Raw genomic sequence first — 17,815 nt, 5'->3', positions numbered from 1 at the left:
TTACGAAAACGTATGCCCCATCAATACACGCGGGAAACAGCGGCCGAAGGAGTTGAGGCCGCTCTGAAGCTGCTCGAAGGCCGCTGGAAGCTGGTGATCCTGTTTCACTTATTCGGTGGACGGGTGTTGCGCTTCTCGGACCTGGAACGTGCCATACCGGCAGTTTCCCAGAAGATGTTGATCCAACAGCTCCGGCAGTTGGAGAATGACGGGATTGTCCGCCGCATTGTTCATCATCAGGTGCCGCCGAAGGTTGAGTATTGCCTGACCGATTGGGGACAAGCGCTTTGCCCGGCTCTCGATGCCCTGCTTACATGGGCCGGCCAGCGTGGGGAGAGTCCGAATCCCGATAATTGTCCGCCAAGCGGGATGCAAATTGGACACCCTGATGACCGTAGCGACGCTGGGCCCCCCGCTGGCAGCTAGGCAATCGTCGTCCCAACAGCTACTCGACATTCTTAGTGTCGCTTCCTCAATTTGTGTGGCGCAGTCGCAGCATTCGTGCCCGCAGTAGTTCGGGACCTGCCCTGCCGTACATTGCGGGCTTGAGGGTTTTGAGGCGATTGATCTGGCCTTCGGCCTGTCCGTTGCTCCAGGGTAGCTCGATGGCGTTGTCGACGGCATCGATGTCTCTGCGCAAAACACATGCGAAAACGCATGATCGGAATGCGTTCTGAGTCGATCGCATCGTCGATCCACACGTCCAGTGCTTCCGATCTTTTGCTGCGAAGGATTCCGGTGAAGCGCGTCGCCAGGCCGCATCTCGGCGAATGCGGTAGACCCCTGCTTCAGGGCATCGACCTTTCTTGCCTGTCGAGGCGTCAAAAGGCCTCGTGGCTGGATGCACAGCGCCGCGGCAACAACTGGCGACATCGCGTGGCCGGTATCCGGATCTCGAACCGATCCCAAGCTGAGCGCGATGGAAGGACACCATCGACGGGCTCTTTTTCGGCACGCCGCCAAGCTCCCAGCAGGCGCTCCAGATTGGAGAAGCTGCCGGTGTAGCCGCGCTGCTTGACGTCATGATACTGATACCGCCCGCAACGGTTCCCTTCCTTCCAGATCGGGCAAGGAACGTTTCAAAGTACCATGGTGATGTCGGGTTCAATGCTGCTCGCCGCCTATCTGGCGGAGCCTTGAACTTGAGCCACTTCGCTACGCTGCGACGCTCATAGCCGGTCCGTCGCGCAATTTCGCTGTAAGACAGACCTGCTGGCGTAAGGCGTGGAGCATCTCGAATATCTCCTCGCGAGCCTGCCTGTGCGCGAGACGGGCTCGCCGGCGATGTGCCGCAGCCTCGACAATGGCGTCCTCGGACAGGATGGCTCTTCCTGAGGCACGGTCGCAAAGGTTCATCTGTTCCTCGATTGCCGTACGGAGATTCTAAATCCGGGACAGCATTTCCGCTAATCCCCGGACAGTCTTTCGGCGACAAAGAGATCGACTTTCGCACGCGCCGTTTGCCATTCTGGACATCGATTTGAACGAGGGGCTGATGAATGGCGAGAGGGAAGCAGGCGAGACTTACTGACGTGAAGGTCATTGTCTGCGACTACCCCGATGGTCGGCTCGAGATCACCCATGAGGCGACCTCCCTGCCCTACAACACAGCCGGTGCAAGTTCCTGGACTGCATGTCGCGGAAAGCTCGACGGTTGCAACGGCAACAGTCGAGCGGATGGCGAGGCTCTGGCAAGTCGAGGAGAGCGTCCGCGGCCAAGGCCTGATGGTCCCGCGACGCGTCAGGAGGCCTCTGCGACGATCGTTACCGGGGTAGGCCGACGCATAGACAAGCCCGTGCTGTCAAAAAGGTGCAGGCTCTCGCTTTTTACAGAGAAAGTTACCTGCATACCCGGAGTTGGCGCTGTTGCTGCAGGGACCAAGGCGCCGATTTCTGTTCCTGCGGCCTGAAAGGAGACCAGTGCATCGTCCCCGTGGAACTCAACGAGATCGATGGAGCCGGATAACAAGTTCTCGGCCCCGGCAACGTGGGGGCAGGAAACAAGTGCCGATGGACGTACACCTAGCGTCAGCTCTTGCCCCTCCCTCAGCTCAAAAACTTGGCGAGACGCGCGGAAACGGAAACCGTCGCCTTCAAGCCTCCACGACTCTCTATCGGAGTGCGCGGTGACATCGAGAAAGTTCATGTTCGGCGTACCTATAAACCCCGCTACGAAAAGCGTACGTGGACGTTCGTAGATTTCGGCGGGCGTGCCGATCTGTTCGATCGCGCCGCCCTTCATGAGGACGATGCGGTCGGCGAGCGTCATCGCCTCAAGTTGGTCATGCGTCACGTAGATCGTCGTCGTCTGCAGTTTCTGGTGCAGGCGGGCGATCTCGATGCGCATGTGGTTGCGCAGCTTGGCGTCGAGGTTCGACAGCGGTTCGTCGAACAGGAACACCTTGGGCGTCTTGATCATGGCGCGGGCGATTGCCACACGCTGCTGCTGGCCGCCGGATAGTTCTGTCGGCTTGCGTTCCAGGTACGGATCTAGGCCGAGCGTCGCCGAAACAGCGCGGATGCGCTGGTCGATCTCGGCCTTCGGCACCTTCATGCGCTTCAAGCCGAAGGCGATATTGTCGTAGATCGTCATGTGCGGGTAGAGCGCGTAATTCTGGAAAACCATGGCAACGCCGCGATCACGCGGTTCCAGCTCGTTGACGCGCGTTCCGCCGATCATGACGTCGCCGCCCGAGATCTCCTCGAGGCCGGCAATCATGCGCAGAAGCGTGGACTTGCCGCAGCCGGACGGTCCGAGGAAGACGATGAACTCGCGGTCGGCGACTTCGAGGTTAAAATCCTTGATGACGTTTATGGCGCCATAGTTCTTGTCGACGTGCGCGCAGACGATGTTCGACATCTCATTTACCTCCGCTTTCCATGAGGATCTGCAGCTTCACATCGGTGGGGATGGCAGAGGCGGCGCGCTCAAAGGCCTGGATGCTGTCTTTGAAGTCATAGGTGTCCGTGATCAGAGGCTTCAGGTCTACCTTGCCGGAGGCTATAAGCTGCAGGGCGCGCTCGAAGATGTTGGCGTAGCGGAACACGGTTTCGAGCCGCACTTCCTTGGCGATGGCGCCGGATACGTCGAAATTCACCTGCTCGACCGGCAGGCCGACCATCACCAAGGTGCCGCCCGGGCGCACGAGGTCGAAGATCCCGCTATAAGCCTTGGCGCTGCCGCTGGCCTCGAACACGAGGTCGGCGCCCCACATGTCGGTTTCTCGGGCGACGACGTCCTTCAGCGATTGCTCGCCGATATTGATTGGCGTGATGCCGGCATAGCCACCAGCGATCGCCAGCTTCTCGGCGCTGAAATCAGAGATGAACACGCGGCTGCAGCCACCGGCGAGCGCGGCCAGCGCCACCATGATGCCGATCGGTCCACAGCCGATGACGACCGCGACATCGCCCGGGGCGATACGCGCGCGCGCGGCCGCCTGCATGCCGATGGCGAAGGGTTCGACCATGGCGCCTTCGGCGAAGCTGACATTGTCGGGTAGCTTGTAGGTGAAGGCGGCGGGGTGAACCGCGTAGGGGGTCAGCACACCATGGATCGGCGGTGTTGCCCAGAAGCGTACGCTCGGATCGACGTTGTAGATGCCGAGCCTGGAGGCCCGCGAAGTGAGGTCGGGAATGCCAGGCTCCATGCAGACGCGGTCGCCCACGGCGAGACCCCGCACATTGCCGCCGACCTCGACGATCGTGCCTGCGGCCTCATGACCGAGCACCATGGGTTCGCGCAGGACGAAGGGACCGATGGCGCCATGCGTGTAATAATGCACGTCGCTGCCGCAAACACCGACGGTGTTGATCCTGATCTTCACGTCATCGGGGCCGAGTTCGACCGGCAAGTCGATGTCGCGCATCGAGAGGACGCCCTTTTGCTCAAGAACCAGAGCTTGCATCGAGAAATTCCTTTTTATGAAGACTTGCGCTTGAAGGCGCTGTTGAGCATTCCGCTGAGCACCCCGATGAAGAGCAGCGGAGGAATGGAGAGCAGCACGACCGAGGCGTTGAGGATGCCCCAGGGCACGTCCCGGCCGAGCTGGGTGAGTTCGGAGGCGACGATCGGCAGCGTTTTGGCGTCGGAGGTCGTCAGCATCAATGCGATCAGGAATTCGTTCCAGACGAGCACGAAGGCAAAGGCGACGGCGCCGATCAGCGAGCGCGAGGCGATCGGCAGTGCGATCAGGAAAAAGATCGCATAGGGGCCGTAGCCATCGACGCGGGCGGCTTCCTCTACCTCCTTCGGCACGCGGGCAAAGGCCGGGACCGAAAGCCAGACAACGGTTGCAAGCGTCAGCAGCGTATAGGTGATGATGAGCGACAGCCTCGTGTCGTAGAGCTCCAGCTGCAGCCAGATTACCATCAGCGGAATGGCGACGGCGACCGGCGGCAGGAAGCGCAGCGACAGCACGAAGAACTGAATGTCCTTCGACCAGCGGTTCGGATGGCGCGCGGTGGCATAGGCCGCAGGCAGACCAAGCACCGCGCCGATTAGCACGGCGGCGCCCGAGGTCACCAACGAATTGAACAGGCCGTCGAAGACGCTGTCGCGACCGAGCACGTAGGCGAAATTGTCGAGCGTCGGGGTGAAGATGAAAAGCGGCGTGGGCGTGACGATGTCCACGCGGTTCTTGAAGGCGTTGAGTGCAGTCCAGAACGCCGGGAACACGGCGGAGAACGCTGCGAGGAGGAGGATGGCGCGGCCAGCGAGGCGGCCGATCGAACGGCCGCTCATATCTTCGCCCTCTTCCAGATGACGGTGAAGGCAAGCGAGGTCGCGATCATCATCAGAACCGCCATGCCGGATGCATAGGAAATGCGGCCTGACTCGATGAATCCTTGCGAGAAGGCGTACATGTCGAGCGTCTCGGTGGAGATGCCGGGGCCGCCCCGGGTCATCACGTAGATCAGGTCGAAGGCGCGCAGCGATTCGATCATCTTGACGAAGGCGAGCGAGATGAGCGGCGCCTTCAGCATCGGCAGCGCCACATAGCCATAGACTTCCCACGTACGCGCATGGTCGAGCCGAGCCGCCTCGAACGGCTGCGGCGGCAGGGTCTCCAAAAGCTTCAGCACGATGACGGAGAAGAACAGGCCCCATTGCCAGACGTCGACGAGGGCGACCGTTCCGAGCGCGGTCAGCGGATTGGACAAGAGATCGAGCGGCTGGCCGGTGATCGCCTTGTAAGGATAGGTGGCGATGCCATAGAGCGGATGGAATGCGAACTTCCAAACGAAGGCGGCCGAGACGCGCGGCAGGATAACCGGCACGATGAACAGCAGCGCCAGAATATTGCGGGTGCGCCGCGAGACGCATTCGAACAGCAGGATGCCGAGGCCGACCGCGATCAGCATGGTGAAGCCAACTGTGATGACCTCCCAGCTCAGCGAAACCGTAATGGCGTTGACGAAGCGCCGGTCCGAAAACAGCGCGAGATAGTTGTCAAAGCCGACGAAATTTCCGTCAGGTCTGCTGAGTTCGCGATCCTCGAAGGATATGACGATCGCGCAGACGGTCGGCACCAGCGCCAAGACGGCGAGCACGACCATGGCAGGCGCAAGGAACACCCAGGGCAATGTATTCTTGTTCTTCATGAGTCCCTCCGACGACGCCGTGCGCGTCGCCTTGGATGGAAAGCCCCGACGCCGCCGAAGCCAGCGCCGGGACGGGAGGATATCTGTTCAGTCTGGATTACTGGCTGCGGCCGACGAGGTCGGTGGCAAAGCCGTTGAGCTCATCCAGGCCTTCCTTGATATCCGTGCGGGTGCCGGTGATCAGTTCTTCCAGGATGATGCCCCACCGGTCGCCCAGGTCCGGCCACGATGCGTTCTGCCAGAAGTTGACCGCCGTGACCTTGCCGGTGTCGGCGAGCGCTTGGCCGAGGTCGGGACCATAGAGTTCGGCGAACTTCGGACTGGTCATGACGCTGGTACGGTTGAGTTCGCTAAATTGGCCTTCTTCGAGACGGCGCTGTTCGTTTTCCTTCGACGTTGCCCAGGCGATGAACAGACCGGCGCACTGCTTGGCCTCTTCCGTCTTGTTCGCCTTGGTGCCGATGGCGAGGCCGTGGCCGTAGCCACCGCCGGTCAGCGGGGTCGGCGGCGGGAGGTAGCCGATCTTGTCGGCGACCTGCGACGACTTCGGATCGAGCGCCATCCCGACCAGCGGCGTGGATTCGATGAGGAGGGCGACCTGGCCGGAGGTGAAGGCGCCGACCGCCTCGTCCCAGCCGCCGGTCTGGCTGCCCGGTGCGGAATACTTGAAGATCTCGAGGTAGGTCTCGGTCGCCTTCAAGGCCGCGTCGCCATCGAAGACCGGCTTGTCCCCCTCGAACCAGTTACCGCCAAAGCCCTTGAAGTAAGGCATCCAGCGCCAGACGTTGGCGCCCGAGCCGCGCTGGCCGCGCAGGGCGGTGCCGTAGATGCCCTTGTCGGGCTGATGCAGGGCCTTCACGGCAGCGATGTATTCGTCGAGCGTGGTCGGCGGCTTGATGCCAGCGGCTTCAAGCAGATCCTTGCGGTAGACCATCAGGTCGCCGCCGCCGGTCAAAGGCGCAAACCAAACCTTGCCGTCATAGGTGGCGACCTTCTGGCGCCCTGGATCGAAATCGGCATAATCGTAATCAGCAGGATAGTAGTCGGTCAGCGGAGCGACCCAGCCGGACTTTGCGAAAAGTGCGACGTTGGCTTCGTCAATATAATACACATTGTACTTACCGATCGTCGACGCATCGGCCTTGGTCTTGGCGCGGCGATCGTTCTCGTTCAGATAGTCGATCTGGAAATCCGCACCGCCCGAGAGCTTGGCGAATTCATCCTTGTAGTTTTCAAGCAGCGTCAGGCCGTCGCGCGGCTGCGCGATAACCCGGATGGTCCCGGTGCATTGTGCAGCCTCAGCAATTGAAGACGCCGAGCTTGCGAGAGCGCAAGCGATAGCGATGCTCGAAACGAGCGCTTTCAGGTCTTTCATGTTTTGAACCTCCCCTAAAGGTCTGCCGAGCAGGCTTCAGAATCTCCCGATTCCGCTCGCCTGCTCCTCCCGTGCGAGCTTGCTCGCTGATGTGATCCTATGAAATACGGCGCGATGAACTAGCGCCCCTCATGCACGTAATCTATACTTTAATGCGCGTTGAACTGCTGCGCATCGATTGTCCGGACCGGTCGCCTCTGTCCTATCAACCGCCGATAGGCGGAGGGTGTCATCTTGTGATGACGCAGAAATGTGCGGTTGAAATTGGAAATGTTGAGATAGCCTACCTCGAAGCAGATGTCGGTGATCGGCATGTCGCTTTCGGCGAGCAGCTTGCAGGCCTGCCAGATGCGCAGCTTGTTGACGTGATCGGTGAAGCTGTTGCCGGTGTTCTTCTTGAAGAAGCGGGAAAACGCGCTCTCGCTCATGCCGGCTAGTGCCGCCACGTCCGCGAGGTGAATATCGGTCGCGACATGCTCGAAAATATAGATGAGCACGCGCTGCAGCACATCGAGGGTCTCTGCGTCGAGCTTCGGTGCAAATTCCGGCGACGACAGGATTTCATACTCGTGGCTGCCAGACAGGAGATCCAGGAGCTCGGCGAACGCGGCGAAGCGGGAGAAACCGGAGCGGGCGCCCATGCTCTCCATGAGCTCCGCGCCGCGGTGGCGCGTTTCGCCGTGAAAGACGAGGCCTTGTTCGGCGAGCCGGAAGAAGGCGTCGAGCTGGGCAAATTCCGGTGCCAATTTGCTGAGTTCGCCGATCCGCTCCTGGTCGAACTGGATGACGATATCGCGGCCTTCGATGATCTCGCCCGGCTCAGTGGCCGTTACCCAATCATGCGGCAGGTTTCGGCCCACGACGGTGAGATAGCCGGGGCCGAATTCGCCGATGTAGTCGCCTACGAAGGCCATGCCTGCGGCATTGCGGATCAGGTGAATTTCAGTCTCGGGATGGAAGTTCCAGACATTGCGCTCCCAGGGATAGTTGTCCTTGCGCCACAGAAAGGTCTCATTCACGCCGGTGACGATGTGCTCGAAGGTCGGCGGGTTGTTGGCCATCGCCGCCGTCTTGACACCAAGAGCCCTCCCGGCCTCCGTCCCTCTCGCATTCCTCAGCATTGTTCCTCGCAGCCTCCTTGCCGAGCGCGGATGTACCGCCATTTCGCAATGTCGATGTTGCGGCCAAAGTACTACGCCGTGCCATTTGACGTGATGAACGCAAGAGTCATAGACATGCAGATCATGGAATTCATGTTTAAAGCTGATTTATTTTGACAATTGGACTTTGCCATTCAGCCGCATCTTCACGCCTGCGTACTCATGTGGGCGAGCAAATCTCACGCACCGCAGCACCCGCCGCCTTCGTGAGAAAAGGCGCGAACGATGTCCTTTGTCTGCCCAACTCCGCCCGCGCTCGCTAGGAGCGTGCTTTCTCGTCGCACTGCTCAGGGTGAGCCTCCCAGCCAAAGATGCTGCGACCGCCCCATTCGGGGGACCGGCGGAACTCCCCGGCGACAATTTCTTTTAGATCCGGGCCGGTAACGTATTTCTCCAGCTGCCTCGCCTGATCGTCCAAACGTCTCAGCGCCTGTAGCTCCTCATCACGACCGAGCCGCGCTTTGGTCACAGCCGATTTCATTACGCGGATCGTCTGATCGTAGACTTGGAGTGGCACGGGAAACGGATGGCGATCCTTGCCTCCGTGCGCAAGCGAGAACCGCGCGGGATCGGCAAAACGGCAGGGCGCGCCATGCACCACTTCTGCCACCATCGCCAGCGCGTTGACCGTCCGCGCACCGACGCCTGGAACGAGCAGGAGTTGTTCGAAATCTTCAGGCCCGCGATCGACGGCCGCAGCAAGCGTTGCGTGCAACCGCCTCATGTTGATGTTTTCTTCTCGCACCTCGTGATGTGCCGGCATTACAAGGTGCGGCAGCAGGGGTTGCACGAGTTCTTTCGTTTGGACCTTCGAATCAATCCGGACTATCTCGCGCACAATTCGGTCCGGCCCGAGAGAGGTTAGAAGGTCAAGCTGACCCTTTCGCGATGCTGCGGCACGCCTATCGGCGAGATTGACGATTTCGCCCTGGCGCTTTCCTTCTATCGCTGCATGGGGGGAATCGACGAAACTGGAAACGCCTTCTGATAGCCAGTGGTAGCGCCTAGCCTGTCGCTTGTCACCATTCATGCCCTGCTGCACGACCACCCATTTGCCGTCGTCGGCCACGATGAAGCCGTGCAGGTAAAGGTCGAATCCATCTTGAACCGCTGCGCTGTCAACCTTTGCGACGAGCCGGCTGGTGGCTGCGAGACGACCGCCGTCGATGCCGACACGATTCCCGACGTCGATCAATTCGGCTGGCGTCTGCCTCGAATTTCGCCCACGTCCTCCGCAGACATGAACACCTAGTTCCCGCGAAAGGGGTGCGAGGCCGCGCTTCAAAGCGCCAATGACACTTGTTGTGATTCCGGAGGAGTGCCAATCCATACCCATGACGCAGCCAAAGGACTGGAACCAGAAGGGGTGCGCCAAACGCCGGAGAAACTCGTCGCGGCCATATTCAATCACGATTGCTTCGGTGATGACCGCGCCAAGCTTCGTCATGCGTTCGCCCAGCCACCGGGGAACCTTGCCACCATGAAGCGGGAGATCTGCACTGCCTGCTCTTTGAACCATCCGATCCTTATAAACCGGCCGTCGAAGTTATGACAGGGAGAAGTTCCTAAAATGTTCTGTTTTGCGCGTATCCTTTGGGCGCTCGACATCCAAGTACACACCTTGGGCAGAATCAAACGGTGCACCCGATGCTCTGTCGGGGTGTAGTCACAGGCAACCACGCTCAAAAGCGGGTTGGGCTGCCGGCAGGTCCGGCTGCGGCCATTGCTGCAGCGCTCTCCGACCAACGTCGGTCAAGCCACAGACGCCACTCTGGAGGCGCTCAAACCAGCCATAGAGGTGCAAAATGTTCCCGGCATCCGGTATCCTGGATCTGATTTCACGCACGCACATCGGTGGTGCAAGGACAAGTGGGGGATTTCCTGGCAGATCACGCCGCGTGTGCTGACTGATGCGCTGGCCGCCGGCGGCGCTGAGGCAAAGCGCGCGTTCGATGCCATGATGGACATGGGGAGAATCGACGTCGCCGCGATCGAGACGGCGCGGCGGACGCTTCGTCGCGGCTTACAGCCAAGTTGCTGTCGGAGGGTGCTGCGCGCACTTTCGTGCGCCACACACCCTCCGCCCCGACTCCAGTTCGACACGCGTGATCCACCCGCTCACGCGGGTTGCGTGGCCCCTCGGCTTCCCCTGGGCTTATCGACAAATCGCTCTACCTGCTTAATGAAACAACGCGGACGCCATTTTCATCCAGCTTGCACGGGAGGTCAGCGGAAGGACATGAGCGAGGAAAGCAGCAGGGACTACGGCTCGGGATCGATAGCCACAGCACAGCCGTCCAAGTTTCCAACGCTCGCTGCGATGGCTGCCGCGGTCGCTGTCCTCTATTTCGCCCGAGCCGTATTCCTGCCCCTGGCCGTTGCCATCCTGCTTACGTTTGCGCTGGCACCGGTCGTCGCGAACCTCAGAAAAGTCGGCTTGCCGCGCATGCCTGCCGTCATCGTAAGCGTGGCTGCCGCCTTTCTCTCGCTCTCGATCTTCAGCGCCGTCGTGGCGATGCAGGTCAGCGAGGTTGCGCGGAACCTCCCGACATACCAGTCCAACATCGTCGAAAAGATCAGGGCCCTGAAAGAGGCGGAGTCGGAAAACAGCGTGATCGATCGGCTTGGCCGTCTCGTGGAGAGGATCGGGACCGAACTCAGCCGGTCGGAACCTCAAGCCCAACCATCTTCCGGGGCGCAGCCGCCCAAGCCGCTTCTGGTGGAGATCTTCTCGCCTCAGCGCCCGATCGAAATGATGAGGAGCATTGTCAATCCTCTCGTTGGTCCATTGGCGACGACCGGACTCATCATCATCGTCGTCATCTTCATGCTTCTGGAGCGGGAGGATCTGAGGGACCGTTTCATCCGCCTCGTGGGCTACGGAGACCTCCACCGCACAACGCAAGCCCTCCAGGATGCTGGCTCGCGTGTCGGCCGATACCTGCTCATGCAGCTGGTGGTGAACATCACCTATGGCATACCGCTGGCAGCCGGTCTCTGGGTGCTGGGCATACCCAATGCGGTCCTCTGGGGCATGCTGGCAATCGTCCTCAGGTTCGTGCCCTATATCGGCCCCATCATCGCCGCGCTCGTTCCCTTGTTCCTGGCTTTTTCGGTGGCGCCGGGCTGGAGCGTGCTGCTCTGGACAGCAGCTCTGTTCGTTCTCCTCGAAGTGCTCAGCAACAATGTCGTGGAGCCCTGGCTCTACGGTTCGCGCACCGGCCTGTCACCGCTTGCGATCATCGTTGCGGCAATCTTCTGGGCCTGGCTCTGGGGACCCGTCGGGCTGGTGCTGTCGACGCCGCTGACGGTCTGTCTCGTCGTTCTCGGCCGCCATGTTCCCCAGTTCGAGTTCTTCGAAATCCTTTTCGGCAACGAGCCGGTCCTCGATCCCAAGGAACGCCTGTACCAGCGCCTGCTCGCGGGCGATCCCGACGAGGCGACCGACAACGCCGAGGAGATGCTCGAGGAGAAGTATCTCGTCGAGTTCTACGACTCCGTCGCCATTCCGGCCCTGCTGCTTGCAGAACGGGATCGCGCTCGAAAGGCGATGACGGATGCGCAACTGGAGCAGGTTGCCGAGAGCGGGCACGTGCTCGTCGCCAATCTTCAAGAAATCGCGAGCGAAGAAGAGGAGGAAGAGGAGGACGATAACGCCGACGGTCCAGACGAAGACGATGAAGCCGACGGCTTTGAGTTGCCGGACGGGGACGGGAAATCCGTACTATGCATCGGGGGAAGGGGCGATCTGGACGACGTGGCTGCCTCGATGTTGTCGCAGGTCGTCACGATCCAGGGCGCCGAGGCTGCATTGGCCAGCTACCGGGACCTGAAAGTCGGCAATATAAGGGCTCTGGCGCTGGAGGGCCGTACCACGGTCATCATCGGCTTTCTCAACCAGGATTCCGGGAAACATGCGAAATTCATCGTGCGCAGGCTGAAGCGTTTGACGCCGACGGCGCGCATCGGCATCGTATTCTGGCGGGAGGACCGAGAAGGAGCGTCCCACGCAAAGGCGCAGCTCATCGAAGAGTTGCAGGCGGATTTCGTCGCCTTTTCGATCGTCGATGCGGCCCGCGAAAGCCTTTCCGAAGGAGAAGCGCGACCTTTGAAAGCGGCGCGCATGAGGATTGTTCATCGTTCCACCACCCGCAGGGCGGGCACGCAAAGAAAGGAAAAGGCGCCCGCTTAGAGCATTCCGTTTTGGTTCAGAAACTCCGCCGCACCACGGCTCAAGGCCTTCACCGTCAGCAGGCGTCATCGAAATTGACATTTCTCGCGTAGGACTGTTGCGTACGGTCCCTGCAATGCGGATCACCGCGCATCCAGAGCACTCTCCCTCCGTCTTGATCCGCGCCATCAGCTTGCGGCATGGCACGGTTATGAAAGGATCTCTTCGGCGGTTCGGCGCTCGTCTTTCGTTGGGGCCGTACCGGTACTCGCGGCCATCTGTTTGAGGATGACCGTCAGGCAACCGTGACGCAATCGGAGGCCGCATGACCAGCACTGCTCAGAAACTTTCGCTTGCATACCTGTCCGCGCTCGTCGTCGGCTCCATGGTCGGCGCCGGAATTTTTTCCCTGCCGCGCACCTTCGGCAATGCGACCGGACCGTTCGGCGCGATCGTGGCCTGGTGCATCGCAGGGGCGGGAATGTACACTCTGGCCCACGTGTTCCGGGTGCTTGCGGAACGCAAGCCGGATCTCGACGCGGGCGTCTACGCATATGCGCGGGCCGGTTTTGGCGACTATGCCGGCTTCCTTTCGGCCCTCGGCTGGGCTCGTCGGTTGTATTGCGGATGTGTCGTACTGGGTGTTGATCAAGGCGATCCTCGGCGCCTTCTTTCCGGTCTTCGGAGACGGCAACACGGTCGCCGCCGTGCTCGTCTCCTCCGTGGCGCTGTGGGGCTTTCACTTCATGATCCTGCGGGGGATCAAAGAGGCAGCAGCCATCAACAGTGTCGTCACCGTGGCAAAGATCGTCCCCATTGTGATCTTCGTCGTCATTCTGCTCGGCGCGTTCGAGGCCGACCTCTTTCGAACCAAGTTCTGGGGCGGCGCGGGCATGCCCGAGGCGAGCCTGTTCGAGCAGGTGCGTGGGACCATGCTGGTCACGGTTTTTGTGTTCATAGGCGTAAAGGGCGCGAGCGTCTATTCGCGCTACGCCCGCAAACGTTCCGATGTGGGCGTGGCCACTTCACTGGGCTTCGCAGGCGTGCTGGGACTGATGGTGTTGGTAACGCTTCTCCCCTACGCCGCGCTGGAACGACCGGAAATCGCAGGCATGCGGCAACCCTCGATGGCTTCCGTGCTGGAATCCGTCGTTGGGCCTTGGGGCTCCGTTTTTGTCAGTGTCGGTTTGATCGTTTCCGTGCTCGGAGCGTACCTGGCATGGTCGCTGATCTGCGTCGAAGTAATCTTCTACGCCGCCAGGAACGGAGACATGCCGCGCGTTCTCGCCAGAGAGAACAGTAACCACGTTCCTGCTGCGGCTCTGTGGCTGACAAACGGAGTGATCCAGCTCTTCCTCGTCAGCACGCTGTTCTCGGAGGACGCGTTCCGGTTGATGGTAAACCTGACGAGCGCGATGGTTCTGGTTCCATACCTGCTGGTCGCGGCCTACGGGTTCCTCGTCGCCCGGCGCGGTGTGACCTATGACAGGCCGGGAGAGCGGCGCCGGGATCTGACCTTCACAGGTGCCGCCATGGTCTACACAGCATTCATGATCTATGCCGGAGGTCTGAAGTTCCTGTTGCTTTCCATCATCCTCTACGCACTTGGAACGGTCCTGTTCTTCTACACAAGGCGCGAACAGAAGAAGCCGCTGTTCAACTCTCGGGAATGGCTCGTCTTCTTGGCTGCAATGGCCGGATGCTTCTTCCGCATCTACGGTCTCGCGACGGGCTACATCACCCTCTAGATTTCACAGTGCTTTGCGCGTGAACAGGCGCGCGGTGCCGTAGTGCGCACGCGTCTCTTGTGGCGGCATGTCAGCGGACAATCGATTCCCTCTAGGAATTTTGAGGATTACACGCTAACATTGCGCTCGGACAATCCAGGCATGTTATAGAAGTGGTGCCAGGAGCGGGATAACCGCTTCGAGTCATAGGCAAGTTCCACTAGTTCATCCGGCATCACCAGCGGTACCAGATCTGATCGGCGTCCGCACCGGCGCGGACGGCCTCCTACATCGGTCAATCCGGGAGTGGCGCGATGGCGACCAAAGCTGAGCAGAAGCTATCCCTGTTCGCCCTGACCGCGATGGTTGTCGGCTCCATGGTGGGCGCAGGCATCTTCTCGCTTCCGCGGACATTCGGCATCGCGACAGGGCCATTCGGCGCGATCATCGCCTGGTGCATTGCGGGCGGCGGCATGTACATGCTGGCGCGCGTCTTCCAGTCGCTGGCCGAGCGCAAGCCTGATCTTGACGCCGGCGTTTTCGCCTATGCCAAGGAAGGCTTCGGCGATTATCCAGGCTTCCTCTCCGCCTTCGGCTACTGGATCGGTAGCTGCATCGGCAACGTATCATACTGGGTGCTGATCAAGTCCACGCTCGGCAATTTCATTCCCGCCTTCGGCGATGGCAATACTGTGATCGCCATCCTCGTCGCCTCGATCGGAATCTGGCTCTTCCACTTCATGATCCTCAGAGGCATCCAGCAGGCGGCGTTTATCAACATGGTCGTGACCGTCGCAAAGGTCGTTCCGATCATCGCCTTCATCATCATCCTCTTCTTCTTCGTCAAGTTCGACCTCTTCCGGCTCAACTTCTGGGGCGGCGAAGGAATGCCGGAGGCAAACCTCCTCCAGCAGATCCAGGCGACCATGCTGGCGACGGTCTTCGTCTTCATCGGTATCGAAGGCGCGAGCAACTATTCGCGCTATGCTGAGACGCGTTCCGATATCGGTGTGGCCACGATCATGGGCTTCGTCGGGGTCAGCGCCTTGATGGTGCTGGTCACGCTCATGCCCTATGCAGTCCTGCCGCGCGCCGAGATCGCCGCGATGAGCCAGCCTTCGATGGCCGGCGTGCTTGCAGCCGCCGTCGGCCCCTGGGGCGCGGTTTTCATCAGCGCCGGCGTGATCGTCTCGGTGCTTGGAGCCTATCTCGCCTGGTCTCTGGTGTGCGCGGAAGTGCTCTACGTCGCCGCGCGCACGGACGACATGCCCCGGCTTTTCGGCACCGAGAACCAGAACAAGGTCCCGGCAGCGGCGCTCTGGCTCACCAACGTCGTCGTCCAGCTTTTCGTCATTAGCACCTACTGGTCGCAAGACGCGTTCGCGCTGATGCTGAATCTGACAAGCGCAATGTCGCTGATCCCCTACATGTTCGTGGCCGCTTTCGGGTTCCTGCTGGCGCGACGCGCCGAGACCTACGAAGTCAGGCCGCATGAACGCAACCGCGACCTGGTCATCGCCAGCGTCGCCGCCGTCTACACGTTTTTCATGATTGTCGCGGGCGGCATGAAGTTCGTGCTGCTGTCGGCGCTTCTCTATGCCCCTGGCACGGCCCTTTATTTCTGGGCCAGGCGCGAGCAGGGCAAGCAGATCTTCACCACATCCATTGACTGGCTGATTTTCGCGGCTGCGGTCATCGGCTGCATTGCTGCGGTCATCGGATTGTCCACCGGCTACCTGACGATCTGAAGAAGGAGATGTGCCATGTCTTCTCAAAGCTCGAACCAGCACGCTTTCGGCGTCCACTCCGAGGTTGGCCAGCTGCGCAAGGTGATGGTTTGCGCGCCGGGCCGTGCCCATCAACGGCTGACGCCCAGCAATTGCGACGCCCTCCTGTTCGACGACGTCCTGTGGGTCGACAACGCCAAGCGCGACCATTTCGACTTCATGACCAAGATGCGCGACCGTGGCATCGACGTTGTCGAGATGCACAACCTGCTGACCCAGACCGTGGCGGTCCCCGAAGCCAGAAAGTGGATTCTCGACAACCAGGTCGTTCCGAACCAGGTCGGGCCTGAGCTCGTGGATGAAATCCGCAGCTACCTCGAAGGACTGCCCGACCGCGAGCTCGCGGAGACCCTGATAGGCGGGTTGTCGACCTATGAATTTCCCGAGACGCTTGGCGGCGAGATGCTCGAGCTGATCCGGGACGCTGCTGGCGTCGCGGAGTATCTCCTGCCGCCATTGCCCAACACGCTCTACACGCGCGATACTACCTGCTGGATTTACGGCGGGGTAACGCTCAACCCGCTCTATTGGCCGGCACGCCATGAAGAGACCATCCTCGCCACAGCCATCTACAAGTTCCACCCGGACTTCGCCGGCAAGGTCAATGTCTGGTGGGGCGACCCGACCGGAGACTGGGGTCTCGCCACCCTCGAGGGCGGCGACGTCATGCCGATCGGCAAGGGCAACGTGTTGATCGGCATGAGCGAGCGTACGTCGCGGCAGGCAATCAGCCAGCTCGCGGCGACTCTGTTCGAAAAGGGCGCTGCGCAGCGCGTGATCGTTGCCGCAATGCCCAAGCTGCGTGCGGCCATGCACCTCGACACGGTGTTCACCTTCGCCGACCGCGACTGTGTGCTGATCTATCCGGACATCGTCAACAGCATCGAGGCGTTCTCCTACAGGCCGGGCGACAAGCCGGGCGCCGTCGAGCTGCACAAGGACAGGGGCTCGTTCGTCGAAACGGTGCGGAATGCCCTGGGGCTCAACGAGATGCGCGTGGTCGAGACCGGCGGCAATGCGTATGTGCGTGAACGCACGCAATGGGACAGCGGCGCCAATCTCGTCTGCCTCTCGCCCGGCGTGGTGCTCGCCTACGACCGCAATACCTACACAAATACGCTGCTGCGCAAGGCGGGTATCGAAGTCATCACCATCACCGGGGCCGAGCTCGGCCGTGGACGCGGTGGCGGCCACTGCATGACCTGCCCGATCATCCGCGATGCGGTTGACTACTAAGGCCCGAGTGCACCGCGACGACCTGTGAAAGGCGCCAGCCATGGCGGGAACTCCAATTGGACAAGCGCCGATGAGCGACTCCTCCGGAGAAGGAGTCGATTACGAGCGCCGGGCAAAGTCGCTGCATTCGAGATGGGGGTGGTTTCTCGCCCTGGGTATTGCTCTGGCGTTAGGCGGCGCAGTGGCTGTCGCGCTTCCTGCCGTCTCCGAATTCGCGGCAAGCGTCGTTCTCGGAGCGGTGCTTGTGCTCGCGGGCGTGGCCAAAATGGTCCAGTCCTTGCAGGTCAAGGACTGGAACGGCTTCATCTGGCAGGAATTGACGGGTGCGGTCGAGGTGGTCGGCGGCGTTCTCATCTATTTCAACCCGCTGAAGGGTGCCCTCGCGATCACTCTCCTGATCGCCCTGGTGCTTCTCGTACAGGGTATTCTGCAAATCGCGCTCGCGGCAATCGTGCGGAAGCAGGATGGCTGGCACTGGTTCGCGATTTCGGGCCTGGTTGCGCTGGCAGCCGGCGCGGCACTTGCCTTGAAGCTTCCGCATACCAGCATCTTCCCGTCAGGCACCATTGCCGGCATTTCCCTGCTTGTCGCCGGCGGTGCGTACATTGCCATTGCTCTCACGATACGCAGAGCGCGGCCATGAGGACGTCGCATGACAGCCCTCAGCAATATCGCGCAATCGGAACGGCACGATGATCGGACCTGTTTCTTGCATTCGCCTGATGTTTGCCTGCCTGGCAGGGACCGCGGCCCTC

General features: G+C 60.9%; 12 protein-coding genes and 4 pseudogenes. 7 read left to right on the top strand and 9 right to left on the bottom strand.

Annotation, left to right across the window (positions count from 1 at the left end):
* Positions 1-12: 12 nt before the first annotated feature.
* The gene (locus tag QA637_RS21180; RefSeq protein WP_234886897.1) at positions 13-426 is read left to right on the top strand and encodes a winged helix-turn-helix transcriptional regulator; all 414 of its coding nucleotides are present in this window, start codon (positions 13-15) and stop codon (positions 424-426) included.
* Positions 427-472: 46 nt separating this feature from the next.
* Here the strand turns inward: QA637_RS21180 and QA637_RS21175 are convergent.
* A pseudogene (locus QA637_RS21175) lies at positions 473-1,383 on the bottom strand (transposase); the annotation flags it as partial.
* 223 nt (positions 1,384-1,606) lie between these two features.
* Between QA637_RS21175 and QA637_RS31030 the strand changes: the two are divergent.
* A pseudogene (locus QA637_RS31030) lies at positions 1,607-1,766 on the top strand (IS66 family transposase); the annotation flags it as partial.
* Here QA637_RS31030 and QA637_RS21170 read toward each other — a convergent pair.
* The 8 genes and pseudogenes from QA637_RS21170 to QA637_RS21135 form a co-directional block, all read right to left on the bottom strand.
* Positions 1,742-2,860, bottom strand: a complete 1,119-nt coding sequence (locus tag QA637_RS21170) for an ABC transporter ATP-binding protein (protein WP_153439799.1) — start codon at positions 2,858-2,860, stop codon at positions 1,742-1,744. The pseudogene QA637_RS31030 and the gene QA637_RS21170 overlap by 25 nt on opposite strands.
* A 1-nt stretch (position 2,861) precedes the next feature.
* A complete protein-coding gene (locus QA637_RS21165) occupies positions 2,862-3,908 on the bottom strand; it encodes an NAD(P)-dependent alcohol dehydrogenase (protein ID WP_153439800.1) in 1,047 nt (348 codons plus the stop codon).
* Between the two features lie 14 nt (positions 3,909-3,922).
* Positions 3,923-4,744 carry a carbohydrate ABC transporter permease gene (locus QA637_RS21160; RefSeq protein WP_153439801.1) on the bottom strand — a complete coding sequence of 274 codons (822 nt, stop codon included), beginning with the start codon at positions 4,742-4,744 and terminating at the stop codon, positions 3,923-3,925.
* A complete protein-coding gene (locus QA637_RS21155; RefSeq protein ID WP_283066708.1) occupies positions 4,741-5,604 on the bottom strand; it encodes a carbohydrate ABC transporter permease in 864 nt (287 codons plus the stop codon). Before QA637_RS21155 ends, QA637_RS21160 begins: the two co-directional genes overlap by 4 nt.
* A 97-nt stretch (positions 5,605-5,701) precedes the next feature.
* Positions 5,702-6,979 (bottom strand): ABC transporter substrate-binding protein, encoded by a 1,278-nt coding sequence (locus tag QA637_RS21150; RefSeq protein ID WP_283066706.1) that lies wholly within the window; start codon positions 6,977-6,979, stop codon positions 5,702-5,704.
* A gap of 149 nt (positions 6,980-7,128) precedes the next feature.
* Positions 7,129-8,100: an AraC family transcriptional regulator gene (locus QA637_RS21145; protein WP_283066704.1), complete on the bottom strand. Its 972-nt coding sequence runs from the start codon at positions 8,098-8,100 to the stop codon at positions 7,129-7,131.
* A gap of 298 nt (positions 8,101-8,398) precedes the next feature.
* Complete coding sequence (locus QA637_RS21140; protein ID WP_283066703.1) at positions 8,399-9,658, bottom strand: DUF763 domain-containing protein; 1,260 nt, start codon at positions 9,656-9,658, stop codon at positions 8,399-8,401.
* Between the two features lie 147 nt (positions 9,659-9,805).
* Positions 9,806-9,994 (bottom strand): annotated as a pseudogene (locus QA637_RS21135) (hypothetical protein); the annotation flags it as partial.
* Positions 9,995-10,378: 384 nt separating this feature from the next.
* On the opposite strand from QA637_RS21135, the gene QA637_RS21130 reads away from it, so the two are divergent.
* From QA637_RS21130 to QA637_RS21110, 5 genes and pseudogenes are all read left to right on the top strand, one after another.
* Positions 10,379-12,331 carry an AI-2E family transporter gene (locus QA637_RS21130; protein ID WP_283066702.1) on the top strand — a complete coding sequence of 651 codons (1,953 nt, stop codon included), beginning with the start codon at positions 10,379-10,381 and terminating at the stop codon, positions 12,329-12,331.
* 304 nt (positions 12,332-12,635) lie between these two features.
* Positions 12,636-14,058, top strand: a pseudogene (locus QA637_RS21125) (basic amino acid/polyamine antiporter).
* 293 nt (positions 14,059-14,351) lie between these two features.
* Positions 14,352-15,785: a basic amino acid/polyamine antiporter gene (locus QA637_RS21120; protein ID WP_283066701.1), complete on the top strand. Its 1,434-nt coding sequence runs from the start codon at positions 14,352-14,354 to the stop codon at positions 15,783-15,785.
* A 15-nt stretch (positions 15,786-15,800) separates the two neighbouring features.
* On the top strand, positions 15,801-17,060 hold the full coding sequence (gene arcA, locus QA637_RS21115; RefSeq protein WP_283066699.1) for an arginine deiminase: 1,260 nt from the start codon (positions 15,801-15,803) through the stop codon (positions 17,058-17,060).
* 70 nt (positions 17,061-17,130) lie between these two features.
* The gene (locus tag QA637_RS21110) at positions 17,131-17,703 is read left to right on the top strand and encodes an HdeD family acid-resistance protein (RefSeq protein ID WP_234886899.1); all 573 of its coding nucleotides are present in this window, start codon (positions 17,131-17,133) and stop codon (positions 17,701-17,703) included.
* The last annotated feature ends 112 nt before the right edge of the window (positions 17,704-17,815 follow it).

The sequence above is a fragment of the Sinorhizobium terangae genome (assembly GCF_029714365.1).
In the GTDB taxonomy this organism is placed as follows: domain Bacteria; phylum Pseudomonadota; class Alphaproteobacteria; order Rhizobiales; family Rhizobiaceae; genus Sinorhizobium; species Sinorhizobium terangae.
The sequence above is the reverse complement of the archived record's forward strand: the minus strand, read 5'-3'. Positions and strand labels throughout refer to the sequence as shown.